General features: G+C 44.3%; 19 protein-coding genes and 1 riboswitch. Of the genes, 18 read left to right on the top strand and 1 reads right to left on the bottom strand.

Going from position 1 to position 18,997, the window contains the following annotated elements; all coding sequences use genetic code 11:
* The first annotated feature begins 55 nt into the window (after positions 1 to 55).
* The 4 genes from ACSNJE_RS11400 to ACSNJE_RS11385 all read left to right on the top strand — a co-directional run bounded on the left by ACSNJE_RS11400 (position 56) and on the right by ACSNJE_RS11385 (position 3,760).
* A complete protein-coding gene (locus ACSNJE_RS11400) occupies positions 56 to 730 on the top strand; it encodes an endonuclease/exonuclease/phosphatase family protein (protein WP_474773021.1) in 675 nt (224 codons plus the stop codon).
* Positions 731 to 813: 83 nt separating this feature from the next.
* Positions 814 to 1,587, top strand: a complete 774-nt coding sequence (locus tag ACSNJE_RS11395; RefSeq protein ID WP_495252698.1) for a cell wall hydrolase — start codon at positions 814 to 816, stop codon at positions 1,585 to 1,587.
* Positions 1,588 to 1,715: 128 nt separating this feature from the next.
* Complete coding sequence (locus ACSNJE_RS11390; RefSeq protein ID WP_052216792.1) at positions 1,716 to 2,822, top strand: DUF362 domain-containing protein; 1,107 nt, start codon at positions 1,716 to 1,718, stop codon at positions 2,820 to 2,822.
* A 101-nt stretch (positions 2,823 to 2,923) separates the two neighbouring features.
* Entirely contained in the window at positions 2,924 to 3,760 is an 837-nt protein-coding gene (locus ACSNJE_RS11385; RefSeq protein ID WP_474773024.1) for a histidine kinase dimerization/phospho-acceptor domain-containing protein, read from the top strand.
* Between the two features lie 30 nt (positions 3,761 to 3,790).
* Here the strand turns inward: ACSNJE_RS11385 and ACSNJE_RS11380 are convergent, their stop codons facing one another.
* On the bottom strand, positions 3,791 to 4,336 hold the full coding sequence (locus tag ACSNJE_RS11380; protein ID WP_052216790.1) for a pyruvate kinase alpha/beta domain-containing protein: 546 nt from the start codon (positions 4,334 to 4,336) through the stop codon (positions 3,791 to 3,793).
* 166 nt (positions 4,337 to 4,502) lie between these two features.
* On the opposite strand from ACSNJE_RS11380, the gene ku reads away from it, so the two are divergent.
* From ku to fliF, 14 genes are all read left to right on the top strand, one after another.
* Entirely contained in the window at positions 4,503 to 5,348 is an 846-nt protein-coding gene (gene ku, locus ACSNJE_RS11375) for a non-homologous end joining protein Ku (RefSeq protein ID WP_052216789.1), read from the top strand.
* 32 nt (positions 5,349 to 5,380) lie between these two features.
* Positions 5,381 to 6,325, top strand: a complete 945-nt coding sequence (locus ACSNJE_RS11370; protein WP_052216788.1) for an ATP-dependent DNA ligase — start codon at positions 5,381 to 5,383, stop codon at positions 6,323 to 6,325.
* A gap of 31 nt (positions 6,326 to 6,356) precedes the next feature.
* Positions 6,357 to 7,262, top strand: coding sequence for a non-homologous end-joining DNA ligase (ligD, locus tag ACSNJE_RS11365; RefSeq protein WP_495252697.1), 906 nt, complete (start codon positions 6,357 to 6,359; stop codon positions 7,260 to 7,262).
* A 91-nt stretch (positions 7,263 to 7,353) separates the two neighbouring features.
* Positions 7,354 to 8,433: a DNA-processing protein DprA gene (dprA, locus tag ACSNJE_RS11360; protein ID WP_495252696.1), complete on the top strand. Its 1,080-nt coding sequence runs from the start codon at positions 7,354 to 7,356 to the stop codon at positions 8,431 to 8,433.
* 105 nt (positions 8,434 to 8,538) lie between these two features.
* Positions 8,539 to 10,638 (top strand): type I DNA topoisomerase, encoded by a 2,100-nt coding sequence (gene topA, locus ACSNJE_RS11355; RefSeq protein WP_495252695.1) that lies wholly within the window; start codon positions 8,539 to 8,541, stop codon positions 10,636 to 10,638.
* 12 nt (positions 10,639 to 10,650) lie between these two features.
* A complete protein-coding gene (gene trmFO, locus ACSNJE_RS11350; protein ID WP_495252694.1) occupies positions 10,651 to 11,958 on the top strand; it encodes a methylenetetrahydrofolate--tRNA-(uracil(54)-C(5))-methyltransferase (FADH(2)-oxidizing) TrmFO in 1,308 nt (435 codons plus the stop codon).
* A 58-nt stretch (positions 11,959 to 12,016) separates the two neighbouring features.
* Positions 12,017 to 12,925: a tyrosine recombinase XerC gene (gene xerC / locus ACSNJE_RS11345; RefSeq protein WP_495252693.1), complete on the top strand. Its 909-nt coding sequence runs from the start codon at positions 12,017 to 12,019 to the stop codon at positions 12,923 to 12,925.
* A 15-nt stretch (positions 12,926 to 12,940) separates the two neighbouring features.
* Positions 12,941 to 13,483: an ATP-dependent protease subunit HslV gene (gene hslV, locus ACSNJE_RS11340; protein ID WP_495252692.1), complete on the top strand. Its 543-nt coding sequence runs from the start codon at positions 12,941 to 12,943 to the stop codon at positions 13,481 to 13,483.
* Between the two features lie 65 nt (positions 13,484 to 13,548).
* Positions 13,549 to 14,952, top strand: coding sequence for an ATP-dependent protease ATPase subunit HslU (gene hslU, locus ACSNJE_RS11335; RefSeq protein WP_474658840.1), 1,404 nt, complete (start codon positions 13,549 to 13,551; stop codon positions 14,950 to 14,952).
* Positions 14,953 to 14,998: 46 nt separating this feature from the next.
* Positions 14,999 to 15,781 (top strand): GTP-sensing pleiotropic transcriptional regulator CodY, encoded by a 783-nt coding sequence (codY, locus tag ACSNJE_RS11330; protein ID WP_013120414.1) that lies wholly within the window; start codon positions 14,999 to 15,001, stop codon positions 15,779 to 15,781.
* A gap of 274 nt (positions 15,782 to 16,055) precedes the next feature.
* Positions 16,056 to 16,142, top strand: a riboswitch (cyclic di-GMP riboswitch).
* A 75-nt stretch (positions 16,143 to 16,217) separates the two neighbouring features.
* Complete coding sequence (gene flgB, locus ACSNJE_RS11325; protein ID WP_495252691.1) at positions 16,218 to 16,634, top strand: flagellar basal body rod protein FlgB; 417 nt, start codon at positions 16,218 to 16,220, stop codon at positions 16,632 to 16,634.
* 7 nt (positions 16,635 to 16,641) lie between these two features.
* On the top strand, positions 16,642 to 17,079 hold the full coding sequence (gene flgC / locus ACSNJE_RS11320; protein ID WP_013120412.1) for a flagellar basal body rod protein FlgC: 438 nt from the start codon (positions 16,642 to 16,644) through the stop codon (positions 17,077 to 17,079).
* Positions 17,080 to 17,090: 11 nt separating this feature from the next.
* On the top strand, positions 17,091 to 17,390 hold the full coding sequence (gene fliE, locus ACSNJE_RS11315; protein WP_013120411.1) for a flagellar hook-basal body complex protein FliE: 300 nt from the start codon (positions 17,091 to 17,093) through the stop codon (positions 17,388 to 17,390).
* A 52-nt stretch (positions 17,391 to 17,442) separates the two neighbouring features.
* On the top strand, positions 17,443 to 18,996 hold the full coding sequence (gene fliF, locus ACSNJE_RS11310) for a flagellar basal-body MS-ring/collar protein FliF (protein ID WP_052216781.1): 1,554 nt from the start codon (positions 17,443 to 17,445) through the stop codon (positions 18,994 to 18,996).
* The last annotated feature ends 1 nt before the right edge of the window (position 18,997 follow it).

Genomic DNA, 18,997 nt, shown 5'->3' with positions numbered 1-18,997 from the left:
TAAGGGCTTAAGGGGCATAATATTAAACAAAGAAAGGTAATCCGGAGGAACAGATATGATTATAAGGGTAATGACTTATAATGTTCATTCCTGTATAGGGTTGTCCAAAAAAGACTCTTTGCCGCAAATTAACAACCTTTTTGAGGTTTACAAGCCTTCCATAGTCGGCTTAAATGAAGTCGAAAAAATGAGCCCCCGTACACTGTTTGTGGACCAGGCCAAAAAGCTGGCCCAGAACGGGTTTCCATACTATGTTTTTGGCCCTGCCATCAAAATCGGGCCCTTCGGTTTTTTCGGTAACGCCATTTTGTCAAAATTTCCTATCATAGCCTGGGAATGTATAAAACTACATTCCAAAATAGAGTTCCGGGCCTGTATTAAGGCCAGGATACAACTGCCCGGTACTGAGCTGACAGTCGTGGTTACCCATTTAGGCTTAAACAAGGAAGAACGAGTCGGGCAGATAGAAACCCTGGCCGGTCTTATCAGGGGTGAACGTACACCGGTTATTTTAATGGGGGATTTTAACGCCTTTACTGATGAACTGAGACCTTTGGAAGGTTTGGTCAGAGATCTGGGCGTAAACAGCGGACCCACCTTTCCTGCCGACAACCCGACTGCCCGTATAGATTATATACTGGTTTCCGAGAATATTGTGGATTACAGTTTGGAAGTGATCAATTCCGATGCGTCAGACCATTTGCCGGTTTTAGCGACCCTGGAGGTATAAGTACCAGAAAAAAACAAAATGGTTAAAAACTCCCTGAATTGACCATAATAATACTGGGTACAATCATGCAAGGAGGTTGAATGATGAGAAGAATTACTGTTTTACTGATTGTTACCCTTATTATGGTTACCGTGACAGGGTCTGCGTATGCCGGTACTGGCTATAAAGTGAGATTTGGCGATAATTTGTATAAAATAAGTAGATTAATGGGGGTAAACCATCAGGAAATAATGGCCGCCAATGATTTGGGCACTACGGTAATTTATCCGGGCCAGGTACTGAAAATCCCTTCGCAAAGCCGGGTTTACGAAGTAAAAAAGGGTGATAATCTTTTTAGAATTGCCCGGAAATATAAGATTTCGTTGAATGAATTGATGTCCGTAAACGGAATGAATAATACTTTAATATTCCCGGGGCAAAATTTAATAATTCCCGGTAAAAAAAGAAATATGACGGAGCCGGCTATGGGCAATAAGGTCAATACCTATATTTCACAGGAAGATATAGAATTATTGGCCAGGTTGATCCACGCCGAAGCCCGGGGCGAGGATGATATAGGCAAACTGGCTGTAGGGGCCGTTATCCTGAACCGGCTGGCCAGCGACCGGTTTCCCGACAGCATACGGGAAATCATCTATCAGAAGACCAATGGGGTATATCAATTTACTCCCGTAAGTAATGGAACCATCAATATGGAGCCAAGTGAAGCAGCAATTAAGGCTGCTCAAGAGGCCATCGAAGGAAAAGACCCTACTTCAGGGGCTTTGTTCTTCTATAACCCGAAAACGAGTACGGATAATTGGATTAGGACCCTGCCGGTAACCAGGGTAATCGGAAATCACGTATTCGCCAAATAACTTGCTTAGAGAGGCCATTGTTGATGGCCTCTTTTGCCTTTTTACCAATTTTAAAAGAGGAAAAGTCCGATTAAAGCAGAATACTTTATTATTTAACAAATAGTAGCCAGCAAGCGAGGAGGGATCAAATGGCTGCCGATGTATATTTTACAGATATGAGAGCCAAAAATGGAGAAAGCCTGTTGGACAAAGTGGAAAAGTTATTTGACAGGGCTGGGTTTAAAAATATAATTCAGCCTAAAGACCTGGTAGCTGTTAAATTACATTTTGGCGAATCAGGAAACACCGCCTATATCAGGCCGCAGTTCTTCAGGCGATTAGTGAAAAAGGTAAAGGAATGTGAAGGAAGACCCTTTTTGACCGACGCCAATACTTTATATGTAGGGACTCGTTCAAACGCTGTAGACCATCTGCGGACAGCCATAGAAAACGGATTTGACTATGCTGTCGTGGATGCTCCCCTAATAATTGCCGATGGTTTAAACGGCAAAGACTACGTAAAAGTCAAGGTAAACGGCAAACATTTCAGCGAAGTTAATATTGCCAGCGCCGTTTACCATGCTGATTCAATGTTAGTGGTTTCACATTTTAAAGGACATGAAGCATCGGGTTTTGGCGGAGCAATCAAGAACCTGGGTATGGGTACGGGCAGCCGCAGTGGAAAGCAAATGATGCATTCCAGTGTCCTGCCTAAAGTTGATGCTGACAAATGTATTGGCTGCACCAAATGCACCCATTGGTGTCCTGCAGATGCCATTACGGTAAACGAAAAAGTTGCCCGTATCTCTGAAGAAAAATGTATTGGCTGTGGCGAATGCACCGTTACTTGTCCAGCTCATGCGATAGCAATTAACTGGAAAACGGACCCCGATGATTTTCAGGAAAAAATGGTTGAATACTGTATTGGTGCAATGGCTAACAAAAAAGGCAAAGTGGGGTTTATTACCTTTGTAATGAATGTTACGCCGGACTGCGATTGCTGTGGGTGGAGCGATGCGCCTATTGTAAATGATGTAGGTATTCTGGCCTCCATGGACCCTGTGGCTCTTGACCAGGCCTGTGTAGATCTGGTAAATAAACAAAAAGCCCTTCCCAATACCAGGCTGGACGGTTACCATTTCGATATAGACGATAAATTTGGCGGCGTACACCCCATGATTGACTGGGCCGTGCAACTGGCGTACGGTGCGGAAATTGGCCTGGGTACAAGGGAATATAATCTGATTAAAGTATAAAAAAGCGCCTGCACAGGCGCTTTTTTTGCGTGCACCCAAATTCGGGAAAATTTCTCATAAATCAACATTTATTTTAACCAAAATTTAAAGGAATTAAGGCATTGGAGGTAGAAAAAGATGTAAGTTTTTTTGAATCAGAGATACATGTAAAAGGTATAAAATGGAAAGAGAGGTTTTCGGTGATAATTATGGTGGGTACAGCAGACCGCATACTCAGTCAGAAATTAGCCACATCGATGGAAGGGAAAAAACACCAAATAGGACAAAAACAATGGGAAGAAATAATACTTGCTTTGGGGGAGGTTGCCGCCGGTATTGCTCACGAAATAAGGAATCCCTTGACCGGGATCAAAGGTTTTAGCCAATTACTAAGACAGCAATTCGAAAAAGGGTGCAAAGAATGGCAGTACATAAACAGAATATTGAAGGAAACAGAAATTATAGAAAACCTGATAGAGGAGTTTTTGTTACTGACAAAACCTACTTTTCCCAAAAAACAATGGGTACATTTAAGCAAACTTGTGGACGAAATACTGCCATTACTGGCTAAAGAGGCCGTTGATAACCGGGTTCAGGTTATAACAAAATTCGAAGATACCTTGGCCTATGCTAAGGTGGACCTTGACCAGATGAGAATTGCTTTATATCACCTGGGGAAAAATCTGATTAAGGCGATGGCCGAAGGAACTGTTTTGTTTATTACTGTTGAATCTAAAAAGGAAGCAGGCTATAATGAAATCATTTTTAAGGTTTGCAGCAATGAGAAAAAAGATTTCGAAAAAAAAATATTTAAGCATGGATTTGATGTTTTTGAATGCCATGACAGCCTCAGTATAAGGGTTATTAAACAGATTATAGAAAACCACCATGGAGACCTGATTATGGCTTTAAATGATGACAATTCCCGCGTAGTTGTTAAACTGCCTTTCAATGACTAAAGGTGTGCTAAAATATGCACACCTTTTAATTTATATTTCCATGGGTTTGCAAATAATTTGTTTGACTTGAGTATCAAAAAAATGGTTAGAATGAGCAGGTCTTACCACAATAGCCGTGTCAGCGCCGGTACCGCTGCCGCCGATGGCTATGATATCTTCGCCATGAGGAATAAGTCCTGCATCCAAAGCCATACCAGCTATTTCAACACATACTTTCACGCCCTGGCCGAACATACGCAGGGTTTGGGCCATAATTTCCGTGGGGTACACTCCCCCGAACTTGTTTCTGATAGCCCGGTCCAGCCCGGCAAATAGGTGGGTAGTGGTTAATACCTTGCATCCTGCATCAAGTAACTTTTTGCGCACTTCCGGAGTCATTTCATCGATTCCGGGACCCGAAAAACCTACATGGTGGGTGACACAGACAACTTGAACCCCCTTGTTCAACAGTTTTTCGGCTGTTTTGCCCCTGTGCGAAGCGACCACAAAATGCTTTATCTTTAGTTCAGCCGCCTTTTCCAGAGCTAACCTGATGGTTTCATCGGTATTTATTTCACCTTTTCTTGTAAAGTACATACCCATACCTCCATTTCTTGAAACAAATTTTACCATTGTTTGATTAGGAAGTCAAAGGGGTTCATGTACATTTTTGATCATCGCCCAGGTGATAATAAAGTAAAGGCAACTAAAGCAGCAAAAAGATTCCGGTTAAAATATGAAAAACAAAGAGGGTGGGTGTGGTATGCGGACCTTATGGAAGGGGGCCATCAGCTTCGGGCTGGTGCATGTGCCGGTAAAGATGTATACAGCAACAGAAGATAAGGATGTGAAGTTCAATTACCTGCATGAAAAATGCAAGACACCTATCAAATATGAAAGGGTATGCCCAACCTGTGAGACGACAGTTCCACCGGAAGAAATCGTACGAGGATATGAATACGAAAAGGGGCGCTATGTAATTTTGCGGGACGAGGATTTTGAGAAACTGCCTCTGGAGACAGCGAGGTCAATTGATATAATAGATTTTGTGGAGATGGAAGAAATAGACCCCATCTATTTTGACAAAAGCTATTACCTGGCTCCGGGTGACGGAGGGCAGAAAGCCTACGAATTATTAAAGAGCGCCATGAAGGAAGCCAATAAGATTGCTATAGCCAAAGTAGTGATAAGATCAAAGGAGGCCATTGTGGCATTACGAGTTTATAAGGACGCTATCTTGATGGCCACCATGCATTATCCCGATGAAATTCGTTCCGTGGATTTAATGCCGGAACTTAATTACCAAGTAAAAATAAACGAAACCGAGCGTAAAATGGCTTTACAACTTATCGGTAGTTTGTCAGAGCATTTCTACCCGGAAAAGTACACTAATGAGTACAGGCAAGCCTTGTTGGACCTGATCCAGGCTAAAATTGCCGGCGAGGAAATCGAAGTTGCGCCCAGACCCGAAACTGGGAAAGTTGTCGATTTAATGGAAGCCCTAAAGGAAAGTATAGAACTGGCCAAAACAGAAAAGGAAAGGCGGCAGGCCCAGAAGGAGCAAATAGAAGAAAAACCCAGGAAAAAAAGGGTCCGCAAAACGTCCTGAAAATGGTTTTTTTGTAAAAAAAGGAGGGGCACATGGAGTTTACACCGGTAGTTCCCTTTGAACCAGTCAGTGCAGTACAAATTCCGCACGGCGAACAATGGATAGCCCAGGTAAAATGGGATGGGGTCCGTGTTCTTACATATTATGACGGACATTCTGTCCGGTTATATAACCGGAGGCAACATGAAAGAACGGTACAGTTTCCCGAATTTGTTGAAATCAGGCGTTTTTGTACTGCTTCGTCAATAATTCTTGATGGTGAAATCATTGCTTTCCGCCGGGGAAAACCTTCTTTTCATGAAGTAATGAAAAGGGACGGCATAAGGCAGCCCGAAAAAGTGGGCCATGTCCGAAAAGCCATTCCTCTGGTTTATATGATTTTTGATGTTCTTTACTTTAATGGGGAATGGATTATTGGCCGTACTCTTGAAGAACGTCAGGAAATCCTGAACCGATGCATAGTTCCCCAAGAGGATGTGCAGTTAGTGGAAAATTTCCGCGAAGCGGAAATTTTGTTCGATGCCATAAAGGCCCAGGGCCTGGAGGGGATTGTCTGTAAGGATATCAGCAGCAGATATACCATCAAAGGTAAAGATGGCCGATGGCGTAAACTGAAAAACTATCGTGATTTGGTGGCCGTGATTGGAGGGGCAACCTATAGGGGTAATATCATTAACGCTGTTCTCCTGGGATTATACGACAGGGACGGTCAGTTATGGTACATAGGCCACGCCGGTACGGGTAAATTGACTAGGGCCGAATGGAGGGATTTGACTGAACGAATTAAACCCTTAGTAAGCGGTGAATGTCCTTTTGTCAATAAACCTGCACGGGTAAAAAATGTTACCTGGGTGAAACCGGAATTAACGGCTAAAATCAGGTATATTGAATGGACAGAGGGGCATACACTCAGGCAGCCAAGCATTCAGGCTTTTGTCGAAATTCCTCCGGCTCAATGTATTTTTGAGCAAAGTTAACTGAACTCATATTTTGTGGGAGTGATTGTTTTTGACCTGTCAGATCGTACAAATAGAAGAGAAAGAAGTGCGCTTAACAAATTTGGAAAAGGAAATGTGGCCCGATGGTTATACAAAAGCTGATTTGATAAAGTATTATGTAGATATGTCCCCTTACATTCTTCCTTATATCAAAAACAGGCTCTTTATTATGAGCCGTTACCCTGACGGAATCACCGGAAAAATGTTTTACCAAAAAGACGCTCCTGAATACACGCCCGAATGGGTGCAAACCTATCCGCTGGTTTCGGAACGTGAGAATAAAGTAGTCAATTACATTGTTTGTGATGACTTGCCTACCTTAGTATGGCTTGCGAACCAGGCCTGTATAGAACTGCATATTTGGATGGCTCAGAAGGAAAGGCTGGACTACCCGGACATTGTGGTGTTTGATTTAGATCCTTTTCCCCCGGCTACTTTTAAGGATACATTGGATGTGGCTATGTTGGTTAAAGAAGCCCTGGACCGGTTTGGTCTCCAAGGGTATCCGAAAACATCAGGTTCTACGGGACTGCATATTTTTCTTCCTGTGCGGCCTGAATTTACTTATGCCCAGGTAAGAGAAGGGGTCAGGTTTTTATTTGAACACATACATGCTGTTTACCCGGAAAAAACAACGCTCGAACGGTCTATAGACAAACGGGCAGGTAAAGTATATCTGGATTACGGTCAGAATACCAGGGGCCACACTATGACCTTTCATTACAGCCTGCGGCCGCACCCCGGAGCGCCGGTTTCCACTCCGTTGACGTGGGATGAGGTCCGGGCCGGTGATATTGAACCAGAAGATTTTAACATCAAAACTATTTTTCCACGGATTAAAAAGGTGGGTGATTTGTATCGTCCTATACTGCACCGGGAACAGTCCTTCGCAGGGCTTCTGACATTAGTCACGTAACAAAATTTTGCCTGCCAGGCAGGAAAAGTATAAATCATCCCGAAAAACAGTTAGCATGAGTTTTATGCTTACTGATTTTTAGAGGTGGATGATGGATAACCGGAAATTTTTATTTGGCCTGAGCAGATTACCGGGTATTGGCCCGCGCAGGCTGGAGCTGCTGATTTCCTATTTCGGGTCGGCGAAAGAAGTATGGCAAGCCAAACCAAGCTTGCTTTACTGTATTAAAGAAATTCCTACCAAGACAATTGATGAATTGATTAGTTTGCGTGAGAGGACCGACCTGGAGAAAGAGATTAATATTCTTGCAGAACAGGGTATATCGGTATATACTATTGAAGATGACTGCTACCCGGCCAGGCTAAAAAATATTGCCACTCCTCCCTACGTATTGTATGTTCGGGGCCAATTGCCTGATGACGACTGTTTAAACATTGCCATTGTAGGGGCGAGGAGGTGTACTCCTTATGGACTTAAAATGGCAGAAGAAATAGCCAGGGAATTGGCCGGAGCAGGGGTAACAGTAATAAGCGGTATGGCCCGGGGAATTGATTCTGCTGCTCACAAAGGCTGCCTCGAAGGCGGCGGGCGCACTGTTGCTGTACTGGGTACAGGGGTAGATATTGTTTACCCGAGGGAAAACAGAAGGTTAATGGATAATATAATCACTCATGGCGCCGTAGTTTCTGAGTTTCCCCCGGGGACAAAGGCACAACCGAGTCATTTTCCCATGAGAAACCGAATTATCAGTGGGATGGCCGACGGAGTTCTGGTAGTGGAGGCAGCTCAGAACAGTGGGTCCTTAATTACGACCGACCTGGCTTTGGAGCAGGGAAGGGATGTCTTTGCCGTGCCCGGCCCGGCAACGAGCCTCTTGAGCAAAGGCACCAACAGTTTAATAAAGCAGGGGGCCAAACTGGTTGAAAGTGCCCGGGACATTCTTGAAGAATACGGATTGGACAGGGGAAGGCAGGAAAAAAGGGAGGAGTTTGATCTAAATCCCGCTGAGCAAAGGATTTTAGCCTGTTTAACCTTGGAACCGGTCAATATAGAAGAGATAGTGGAAAAAGCCGGGATAAATCCCGCGGAGGTAAGCGCTGCGTTGACCTTTCTGGAACTGAAGGGACTTGTCAAACGAATTGACGGACAGTTATTTGTAAGCAACGTATAATTTATTTTTCAAATGATAATGGAGTTCTAAACCATTGATTCATTCTATATATGTTAAAAAAAAGGGTTAGTGGCTATAATAGCTATCAGATGAGGTGATTACGTTTTGTCCAAGGTTCTGGTTATTGTCGAGTCACCGGCCAAAGCAAAAACTATTGGCAAGTTTTTGGGATCACGATATAGGGTGAAGGCTTCTATGGGCCATATCCGGGATCTACCCAAAAGCCAGGTTGGCGTCGATGTTGAACATGATTTTGCTCCCAAATACATAACTATTCGGGGAAAAGGAGAAATACTTAAGGATTTAAAGCAGGCGGCCCAGAAGTCTTCCAAGGTTCTTCTAGCACCGGACCCGGACCGTGAAGGTGAAGCCATTGCCTGGCATTTGATGCATTACCTGGATATAAACGAAAAAGATAAATGCAGGATAGAATTCAATGAAATTACCAAGGATGCTATCGTCAATGCCATCAAAGAGCCCAGGACTATTGACCGGCACCGGGTAGATGCTCAGCAGGCGAGGAGAATTCTGGACCGCTTGGTGGGATATAACCTGAGTCCGCTGTTATGGCGGAAAGTAAAAAAGGGTCTCAGCGCCGGCCGGGTACAATCTGTGGCCGTACGGCTGATCTGTGACCGCGAAGAGGAAATCAAAGCCTTTGTTCCGGAAGAGTACTGGGATATTACCGGAGTTTTTACCGGGACAGATAAAAAATGGACCATAGAGGCAAAATTGCTGCAAAAAGGCAAAGAAAAGATCCACATCGGCAGTGAAGCGGAAGCCCAGGCAATACTGGACGATTTAAAAGATGCTTCTTTCCTTCTTACTAAATTAAGGAAAAAGGAAAAAAAGAGAAATCCGGTAGCGCCCTTTATTACCAGCAGCCTGCAACAGGAAGCCTACCGCAAGCTTAATTTCCCTGCGCGGAAAACCATGCAGGTTGCACAACAGTTATATGAAGGCCTGGATTTAGGGCCTGAGGGAACCGTTGGTTTGGTGACCTACATCAGAACAGATTCCACCAGGGTTGCTGAAACGGCCCAGGCGGAAGCACGAGAATATATAAAAGGGAAATTCGGTACTGCGTATGTACCGGAGAAAACGAGGCAGTTTACAACTAAGGGTAAGATACAAAACGCTCATGAGGCTATCCGCCCCACATCTGTTTTTAGGGAGCCGGACCAGATAAAGAATTTTTTAAGCCGAGACCAATATAAGCTCTACAAGCTTATCTGGGAACGATTTGTCAGTAGCCAGATGAGTCCTGCCGTCCTCGATACAACCAGTATTGATATAGAAGCAGGGGATTATACATTCCGGGCCCATGGTTCAATTATCAAGTTTCCGGGATATATGAAGATTTATACTGAGGGCAAAGATGAAGATGACAATGAGGAAGAAAAAACACTGCCGGAAAATTTGGAAGAAGGATTAAGGCTGATTGCCAAATCACTGGTGCCGAAGCAGCATTTTACCCAGCCTCCGCCCAGGTATACCGACGCAACTCTAATCAAGGCTCTGGAAGAACATGGTATAGGACGGCCAAGTACATATGCGCCTATCGTGGAGACAATTCAGAAAAGAGGGTATGTTGTCAAAGAACAGAAACAGTTTCATCCTACTGAATTAGGCATGGTTGTAGTCGAGTTGCTAAAAGAGCACTTTACTGATATTATTGATATCCAGTTTACGGCTGCCATGGAGGAAAAACTTGATTTAATCGAAGAAGGCGATATGGACTGGGTCCAAGTACTGAAAGACTTTTATCTGCCTTTCAAGGATACATTGGAAAGAGCTGAAAAGGTTATCGGCCAGGTAGAACTGGAAGACAAAGTGACAGAAGAAATTTGTGAATTATGCGGCCGCAACATGGTGGTGAAAATGGGCCGTTACGGCAAGTTCCTGGCCTGTCCCGGTTTTCCTGCATGCAGAAATACCAAACCTTTGTTGGAAGAAACGGGGGTCAAGTGCCCGCACTGCGATGGCCGACTGGTATTGCGCAGAAGCAAAAAAGGTCGTAAATTTTATGGGTGCAGTAATTATCCCGACTGCGATTTCGTTACCTGGGACCTGCCGACCGAAAAGAAGTGCCCGAAATGTGAAAGTATGCTGGTACAAAAGAAATTCAAGAATAAAGGCGCTGTTTACCAATGCATAAGCGAAAACTGCAACTATAAAGAAAAAGCCGAGACCATAACGATATAGGAAGTGATTCCAATGGAAACGGAATTAGTAATTATCGGAGCAGGACTGGCGGGGTCGGAAGCGGCTTGGCAGGCAGTTAACCGTGGTGTAAGAGTAAAATTATACGAGATGCGGCCTCAAAAAATGGCGCCGGCCCATACAACTGCATACTTTGCTGAATTGGTATGCAGCAATTCCCTACGGGCGGCAGGTATGGAAAATGCTGTCGGGCTGTTAAAGGAAGAAATGCGCATAATGAATTCGTTGATCATGAAGTGTGCCGATGCCAATAGGGTGCCTGCAGGCGGCGCCTTGGCCGTGGACCGGCAGAAATTCGCGGCCCAGGTTACTGCTGAATTGGAAAACCACCCCTTAGTGGAAATAGTCCGGGAAGAGGTCACATCGGTACCGAATGATGGTCCGGCAATTATAGCAACCGGCCCCTTGACTTCCGAAGCAATGGCGGCTAGCATTAAAGAGTTAACCGGCGAAGATTATTTGTATTTTTATGATGCGGCAGCTCCGATAGTCACCTATGAATCCCTCAACCACGACGTTATTTACCGGGCTTCTCGGTATGGCAAAGGTGATGCCGATTACCTGAACTGTCCGATGACCAAGGAACAATATGAAAGTTTTTGGCATGAATTGACTTCAGCCGAAACAGTCCCTTTAAAAACCTTTGAAAAGGAAATATTTTTTGAAGGCTGTATGCCCATTGAAGCCATGGCGGCAAGGGGGATGAAAACCCTTCTCTTCGGACCGATGAAACCGGTTGGCTTGGAAAATCCCAAAACAGGGGAGCGACCATACGCCGTTGTCCAGTTGCGCCAGGATGATATGGAAGGAACGCTTTACAATATAGTCGGTTTTCAAACCCACCTAAAATGGGGGGAGCAGCAGCGGGTGTTCCGCATGATACCGGGATTGGAGAAGGCGGAATTTGTTCGATACGGCGTGATGCACAGGAACACATTTATTAATTCACCTACAGTGCTGGAGCCAACTTTTCAGTTTCGCAAAAGAAAAGACCTGTTCTTTGCCGGACAGATTACCGGTGTTGAAGGTTATGTTGAATCTGCTGCAGCCGGATTGATGGCCGGAATCAATGCCGCCCGACTGGTAAAAGGGCAGGAACCGGTGGTGTTTCCCCCGGCCACGGCCCATGGAGCATTGAGCCATTACATTACTACGGCTAATCCGGCCAGTTTTCAGCCTATGAACATAAATTTTGGCCTTTTACCGCCTCTGGAAGAAAGAATCAAAGATAAAAAGATGAAGAACCGTTTGATTTCTGAAAGAGCAGTGATAACATTGGAAAATTTTAAAAATAATTTATAATAGTCCCCCTGAAAAAACGTACACCTTCAGTATCATGTTTATTAAGGGGTGACGAAATATGTACAATTATGTTGATGATTTTATGGTCTATTTACAGGTCGAAAAAAATGCTTCCGAAAAAACACTGCAGAGCTATCAGACTGACTTATTCCAGATGGTGGACTTTATAAGTGCTGAAATTAATATAACTCCGGAAAATCTGCAACCGGACCGGGTTGACCACCTGGTAATCAGAAAATTCCTGGCTGAACTACAGAGAAGAGGACTGTCCAGAAGTACCATAGCTCGAAAACTGGCAGCCATGCGGACTTTTTTCAGGTTTTTATGCCGGGAAGAAGTAATTACGTGGAACCCGTTGATTGAAGTTGCTACCCCGAAAGTGGAAAAACGACTGCCGCAATTTTTATACCAGGACGACATAAGAAATCTGATTGAAGCGCCGGAGAGAAACACTCCCAGGGGATTGCGAGACAGGGCCATTCTGGAAACCCTTTACGCATCCGGAATCAGGGTCAGTGAACTGGTCAATCTGGATATGACCGATATCGACCTGAACACGGGTTATGTGCGTGTAATGGGCAAAGGCGCCAAAGAACGAGTTGTTCCACTGGGTCAGTTTGCCATAAACGCCTTGAAAGCCTATCTTACTCACGGCAGAACCAGGCTGGCCTGCAGGTCAAAAGAACCTTCGGAGGCTGTTTTCCTGAACAAAGCGGGACAACGTATTTCCGTACGCAGTATTCGCGATATCGTTAATAAATACGTGCGTAAAATCAGCATCAGGCAGAGGGTAAGCCCCCATATTATCCGTCATTCCTTTGCCACCCATTTATTGGATGCTGGGGCAGATCTTAGAACAGTACAGGAATTATTGGGGCACGTTAAAATGTCTACGACACAAATTTATACCCATGTAACCAGAGAACATTTAAAAGAAGTTTACAAGAAAGCACATCCGCGGGCTTGAATAGGAGGTAATTAAATGTTCAAGGGAACCACTATTGTTGCGGTGAAAAAGGGCAGCCAAACAGCAATAGCCGGCGACGGTCAGGTAACTTTTGGCGGAAATGTAGTGTTAAAACATCAGGCCAGAAAGGTAAGACGGTTATACAACGATAAGGTTTTGGCCGGCTTTGCCGGTTCAGTGGCCGACGCATTTACCTTATTCGAAAAGTTTGAAGGCAAACTTGAGGAGTATAGGGGAAATTTACAGAGAGCCGCCGTTGAACTGGCTAAGGAATGGAGGATGGACAAAATTCTCCGCCGGCTGGAGGCGCTACTGATTGTTGCCGATTCAAAACATCTGTTAATCATTTCGGGCAACGGCGAAGTAATTGAACCTGACGATGATGTGGCGGCCATAGGTTCGGGGGGATCCTACGCACTGGCTGCCGCGAGGGCGCTTATAAAGTTTACTGAGCTGGATGCTGCGAAGATAGCCAGGGAGGCGCTGACGATAGCCGCCTCTATTTGTGTTTTTACCAATGATAACATTGTTGTGGAGGAATTAAACGGCCCTAACTAAGTAAACTGCCGGGCACCAACAGGCGTTCAGTCGTTGATGAAAAACTAGTTTTAGGAGGGATTTTGGTGCAGGATTTGACACCAAAACAAATTGTCGAGGAACTGGATAAGTTTATTGTTGGCCAGCATAAAGCAAAACGGTCTGTTGCGGTAGCGTTGCGAAACAGGTACCGCCGAAAAAAACTCCCCCCGGAATTAAGAGATGAAGTTGTTCCCAAAAACATAATAATGATTGGCCCTACCGGTGTAGGAAAGACGGAAATTGCCAGGCGCCTGGCCAAACTGGTAAATGCCCCCTTTGTCAAGGTAGAAGCAACAAAATTTACCGAAGTGGGATACGTGGGCAGGGATGTGGAATCTATGGTCAGGGATCTGGTGGAGACTTCCATCAGGATGGTTAAACAGGAGAAAATGGCCGAAGTGGAAGAAAAGGCCAAGGTTATGGCTGAAAAAAGAATTCTGGACATCTTGGCCCCCCTGCCGGAAAGGGAAATGGGATTAAAAAACCCCTTTGAAGCCCTTTTCGGCGGTGGACAAAGAAATGATGACCAGGCACAGGAACAGGCATTTACTGAGAGAGTGAACCAGGTCCAGCGGGAGCGGGACATACTCTGGGAAAAGCTGCAGAAGGGTGAATTGGAACAGGAGTACATAGAAATAGAAGTTGAAGATACCAACGTGCCTACAGTAGAAGTTTTTTCCGGGGCCGGAGTCGAAGAAATGGGCATCAACATCCAGGATATTCTCGGCGGCATACTCCCCAAAAGAAAGAAAAAACGTAAAACTACTGTAGAAGAGGCCCGAAAAATATTAACCAACCAGGAAGCCCAGAAGTTAATCGATATGGATGAAGTTATTTCTCAGGCCATAGAAAGGGCCGAGCAATCAGGCATTATTTTTTTGGATGAAATTGATAAAATTGCTGCCCGGGACGGCGGTGCCGGGCCAGATGTTTCCAGAGGCGGGGTGCAGAGAGATATATTGCCCATAGTAGAAGGTTCAACAGTTATGACAAAATATGGGGCAGTAAAAACTGACCACATTTTATTTATTGCTGCCGGGGCTTTTCATATAGCCAAACCGTCCGATTTAATTCCTGAGTTACAGGGCCGATTTCCCATTAGGGTTGAATTAGAAAGTTTGACCGAAGAAGACTTTAAACAAATCCTCATCGCCCCCCAAAATGCTATAATTAAGCAATATAAGGCTTTGTTGGAAACAGAAGGAATCATGTTGAAATTTACAGAAAATTCTCTTGATGAAATTGCAAAAATAGCTTATACTGTTAATGAACAGACAGAAAACATCGGGGCTCGACGTCTTCATACAATTTTAGAGAAATTACTTGAAGACATTGCCTATGAGGCGCCTGATACCGATCAAAAAGTCGTCGTAATTGATGAAAAGTATGTTCAGGAAAAACTTAGTGAAGTAATACACAATCGTGATTTGAGCAGGTACATTTTGTAGTATTTATACAATACGCTGTCAATTTTACCTTTAAGGGGGACAAGTAATGAGGAATTTGTTAGAAAAAACCAGATGTATTAACAAACTTCTTCAAAAAGCCGCAGGACATCCGGTAGACTTTCAGGAAATGGCTGACGTTTTGACTGAAAACATAAGGGCAAATACTTATATTATAGGCCGCCGCGGTAAAATTCTGGGCTGTGCTTTCATGGATAACTTTGCGTGTCAAACCATGAAAGACTTGATCGAGAGTTCGGACCGGTTCCCGGAAGCCTATAATGAGTCGCTGCTCCGGGTGAACGAAACCAGGGCCAATTTTCAGCAGAAAGACAATGTTTGTGTATTTGACGATGCCCAAGAATGTGTATTTACTGAAAAGGTAATGACGATTGTTCCCGTTGTCGGCGGCGGTGAAAGGTTAGGCACTCTTTTATTGGCCAAAAGTGACGAAAACTTTACTGACGAAGACTTGGTTTTGGCTGAATATGGCGCTACCGTTGTTGGCATGGAAATTTTGCGCATTAAAGCTGAAAGGGTCGAGGAAGAAGCTCGCAAGAAGGCTGCTGTGCAAATTGCACTGGGTACCTTGTCTTATTCCGAATTAGAAGCAATTGAACATATTTTCGATGAGCTTGAAGGCGATGAGGGATTGCTTGTGGCGAGTAAAATTGCCGACCGGGTAGGAATCACCAGATCGGTAATTGTTAACGCTCTCAGGAAGTTTGAAAGCGCTGGAGTGATCGAGTCTAAATCCCTCGGCATGAAAGGCACCTATATAAGGATTTTGAACGAACGTTTATTGGACGAATTGCAAAAGCTTAAGCATTGATTGGTCCATATTGTTGATTGACTATAAACCATAGATCTTCTATGGTTTATTTTTTTGCCAACAGATTTGCTAAAAAAAGGATTTTAAGTAAATATGACGAAATATAAAAAACAGTCAGTGATGTTGTATAAACTTCAGATAGATTAGCGAAAAAAGTCTAAAAATCTACAACTTAAAGTAGGAATTCACAAAAATATGACGAAATATAGGATTAATGCTTTGTAAAGTTTTCCTCACATAGTGTATCGTTACCATGAACAAAAGCAGTACCTAACTTTGATAAAGGCAACTTTATCGAAAGATAAAGGCGCAAAACTACGGGCCTAAAGCGACATAACGCAATGGTTGCCGGGTTGCCGAAGGAGGGTTTGCGTTTAGTAGAACCAAACTGCGGTTTCCCTCAGTTTGGATTTTATTTTGTAGGAGGCGTTTAAAGGTGATAGAGAAACTTATCACATCCGATACTATGGGTCTGCTACAGCGGGCTTTAGATGCCGCCAGTATGAGAAATGAAGCTATTGCTAATAACATGGCCAATGTCGATACTCCCGGCTATAAGCGCGTGGACGTGGCTTTTGAAGAAGAGTTGAAGAAAGCTATGGCTGCAAATGGCAGGTTACAAGGATTGACCTCAGACCCCAGGCATATACCCATCGGCGGTAAAAAACCAATAGAAATTAATCCCCGATTTGTTTGGGACACCGATACGACCATGAGAAACGATGATAACAACGTAGACATAGATAAAGAAACTGCTGCTTTGGCCAAAAATCAGATCATGTATGAGTTCCTGATTAACGGTATTAATGGAGATTTCAAAAAACTTAGGATGGCCATCAACGGAAGGGGGTAAATAAAACATGGGAATGTTTGATTCCTTTGATATCAGCGCTTCCGGTTTAACAGCACAAAGGTTGAGAATGGACCTGATTTCTGAAAATATTGCCAATGTTAATACTACCCGGACGGCTTCCGGGGGGCCATACAGGAGAAAGTTAGCTGTTTTTGAGGCAAAAAACGGTGATTTTGATAAGGTATTTCAAGAGCGGTTAGACAGTGTATCGCCGGGTAAGGGAGTCAGGGTGACGAAAATTATTGAAGACCAGTCACCTTTAAAACTTGTCTATAACCCGAACCATCCTGATGCCAACGCACAGGGATATGTGGAAATGCCCAATGTGAACATAGTTACGGAGATGGTGGATATGATTTCCGCTACCCGTGCCTATGAAGCAAATGTAGCATCCATTAGAGCTACAAAGGAAATGTTTGCGAAAGCTATGGAAATCGGACGTTAGGAGGTTTTTAAATGAAAATAGATCAGCTTCTTACCGCGCAGCCGGTTGTATTGACTGATTCCCGGCCGACTAATGAGGATAATTCAGAAACGGTATCTTTTGGTGAATTTTTGAAAAAAGCTCTCAACGAAGTTAACAACCTGCAGGTTCAATCAGAGGAAATGAAGCAGAAGCTGGTTACAGGGCAAATCGAAAATGTTCATGATGTTATGATAGCGGCTGAAAAAGCAAATTTGGCATTCGAGCTTACTTTACAGGTAAGGAATAAAATAGTGGAAGCATATCAGGAAATTATGCGCATGCAAGTATAATCTTAGTTAGAACAACATTCCTTATCGAGTGAGACGAGGTGGACCAGCTGTAATGGGAGAGTATTTGCTGCAACTCAAAACGAAAATAGTAGGGCTGTGGAACAATATGACCAGGAACCAAAAGATTGTCATTATTGTCTCAGCCCTCTTTCTGGTCGGAACCCTGGCTGTGTTAGTGAGGGGCGCTACCAGACCCGATTATGCGCCTTTATTCACTCAACTGGACCCGCAAGATGCTGGAAAAACCGTGGAATGGTTGAAAGAAAATAAAATACCCTACCAGTTAGCCGATGGCGGAACTACTATCCTGGTCCCAAGTAAGGATGTGGACCAAACGCGGATCTCCCTCTCCAGTGAGGGGTATCCGACAGGGGGGGTTGTCGGCTTTGAGGCTTTTGACCAAACCAAGTTCGGGGAGACAGATACTGATCGCCGGGCCAGATTCATACGCGCTTTACAGGGGGAATTGACCCGTACCATTGAGCGCTTTTCCGAAGTGGATAAGGCTCGCGTCCACATAGTCCTACCCGAACCTTCTCTTTTTTTGGAAGAACAGAAAAATGCCACAGCTGCAGTATGGTTGCAGTTAAAACCTACCAAAACCTTAGATGAAAACCAGGTCAAAGGATTAGTAAAGCTAGTGGCTAACAGTGTTGAGGGCCTTTCGCCCGAAAATGTCACAGTAGTGGATATGAACGGCAATATTCTCAGTGAATCGCTGGATTTTAGCAAAGAGGCCCAACAGCAAAAACTTTCCATGACCCAACTGGAAATACAGAAAACCTTCCAGGCAGATTTACAGCGTTCCTTGCAGTCGATGCTGGAGAAAGTGGTCGGTATTGGCAAGGTTGTTTGCCGCGTCAGGGCAGAACTTGACTTTGACCAGATACAAAAGAAAACGGAAAACTATGGAGACAAGCATGTTTTAAGCGAACAAAAAACTGAACAGAGTTCCAGCAGCTCAAACACTGCCACCCCACAAAATACGCCGGGAACAGCCGGTAACATTCCCGGATATGTGGCAACGGGAGGAAACAGCAACAGCCAAAGTTCCAGCAGCGATGTGATCAGAAACTATGTCCATGATAAGGAAGAAACGGTTCAAACGGTTGCACCGGGCAGTGTAAAGAGACTCTCGGTTTCCGTAATGATAGATAAGGCCATAAACCAGCAGCAGCAGAAAGCCATTGAAGAGGCTGTTGTGAACGCAGCAGGAATCAACAAAGCCAGGGGAGATCAGGTTTCGGTCATCGGTATGCCCTTTAATACCGAATATCAGCAGGAAATGGCCAGAGAGATGGCTCAGGCAGACCGGAAACAGACCATTATCCTCTTCGGGTCGTTGGGCGCTGTACTGTTGTTGATTATAGTTGCTGTAATTTTAAGAGTGAGAATGTTGAAGAAAGAACAACTGGAAGAACTGGGAGAAATAGCTACTACGCCATTGCCGCTGAAGGCGATGGAAGAGATAATTGAAATCGAAGAGAAAGAACTTACGCCGGAAGAAAAAGAGAAGATCAGGATTAAGGAGCAGGTAGAGAAAGTTGCCGGGGAGAATCCGGCAGATGTGGCGCAACTCTTAAAAACCTGGTTGGCTGAAGAATAGA

The organism is Thermincola sp. GK-1 (genome assembly GCF_059412445.1).
This window is presented reverse-complemented; position numbering and strand designations above follow the sequence as displayed.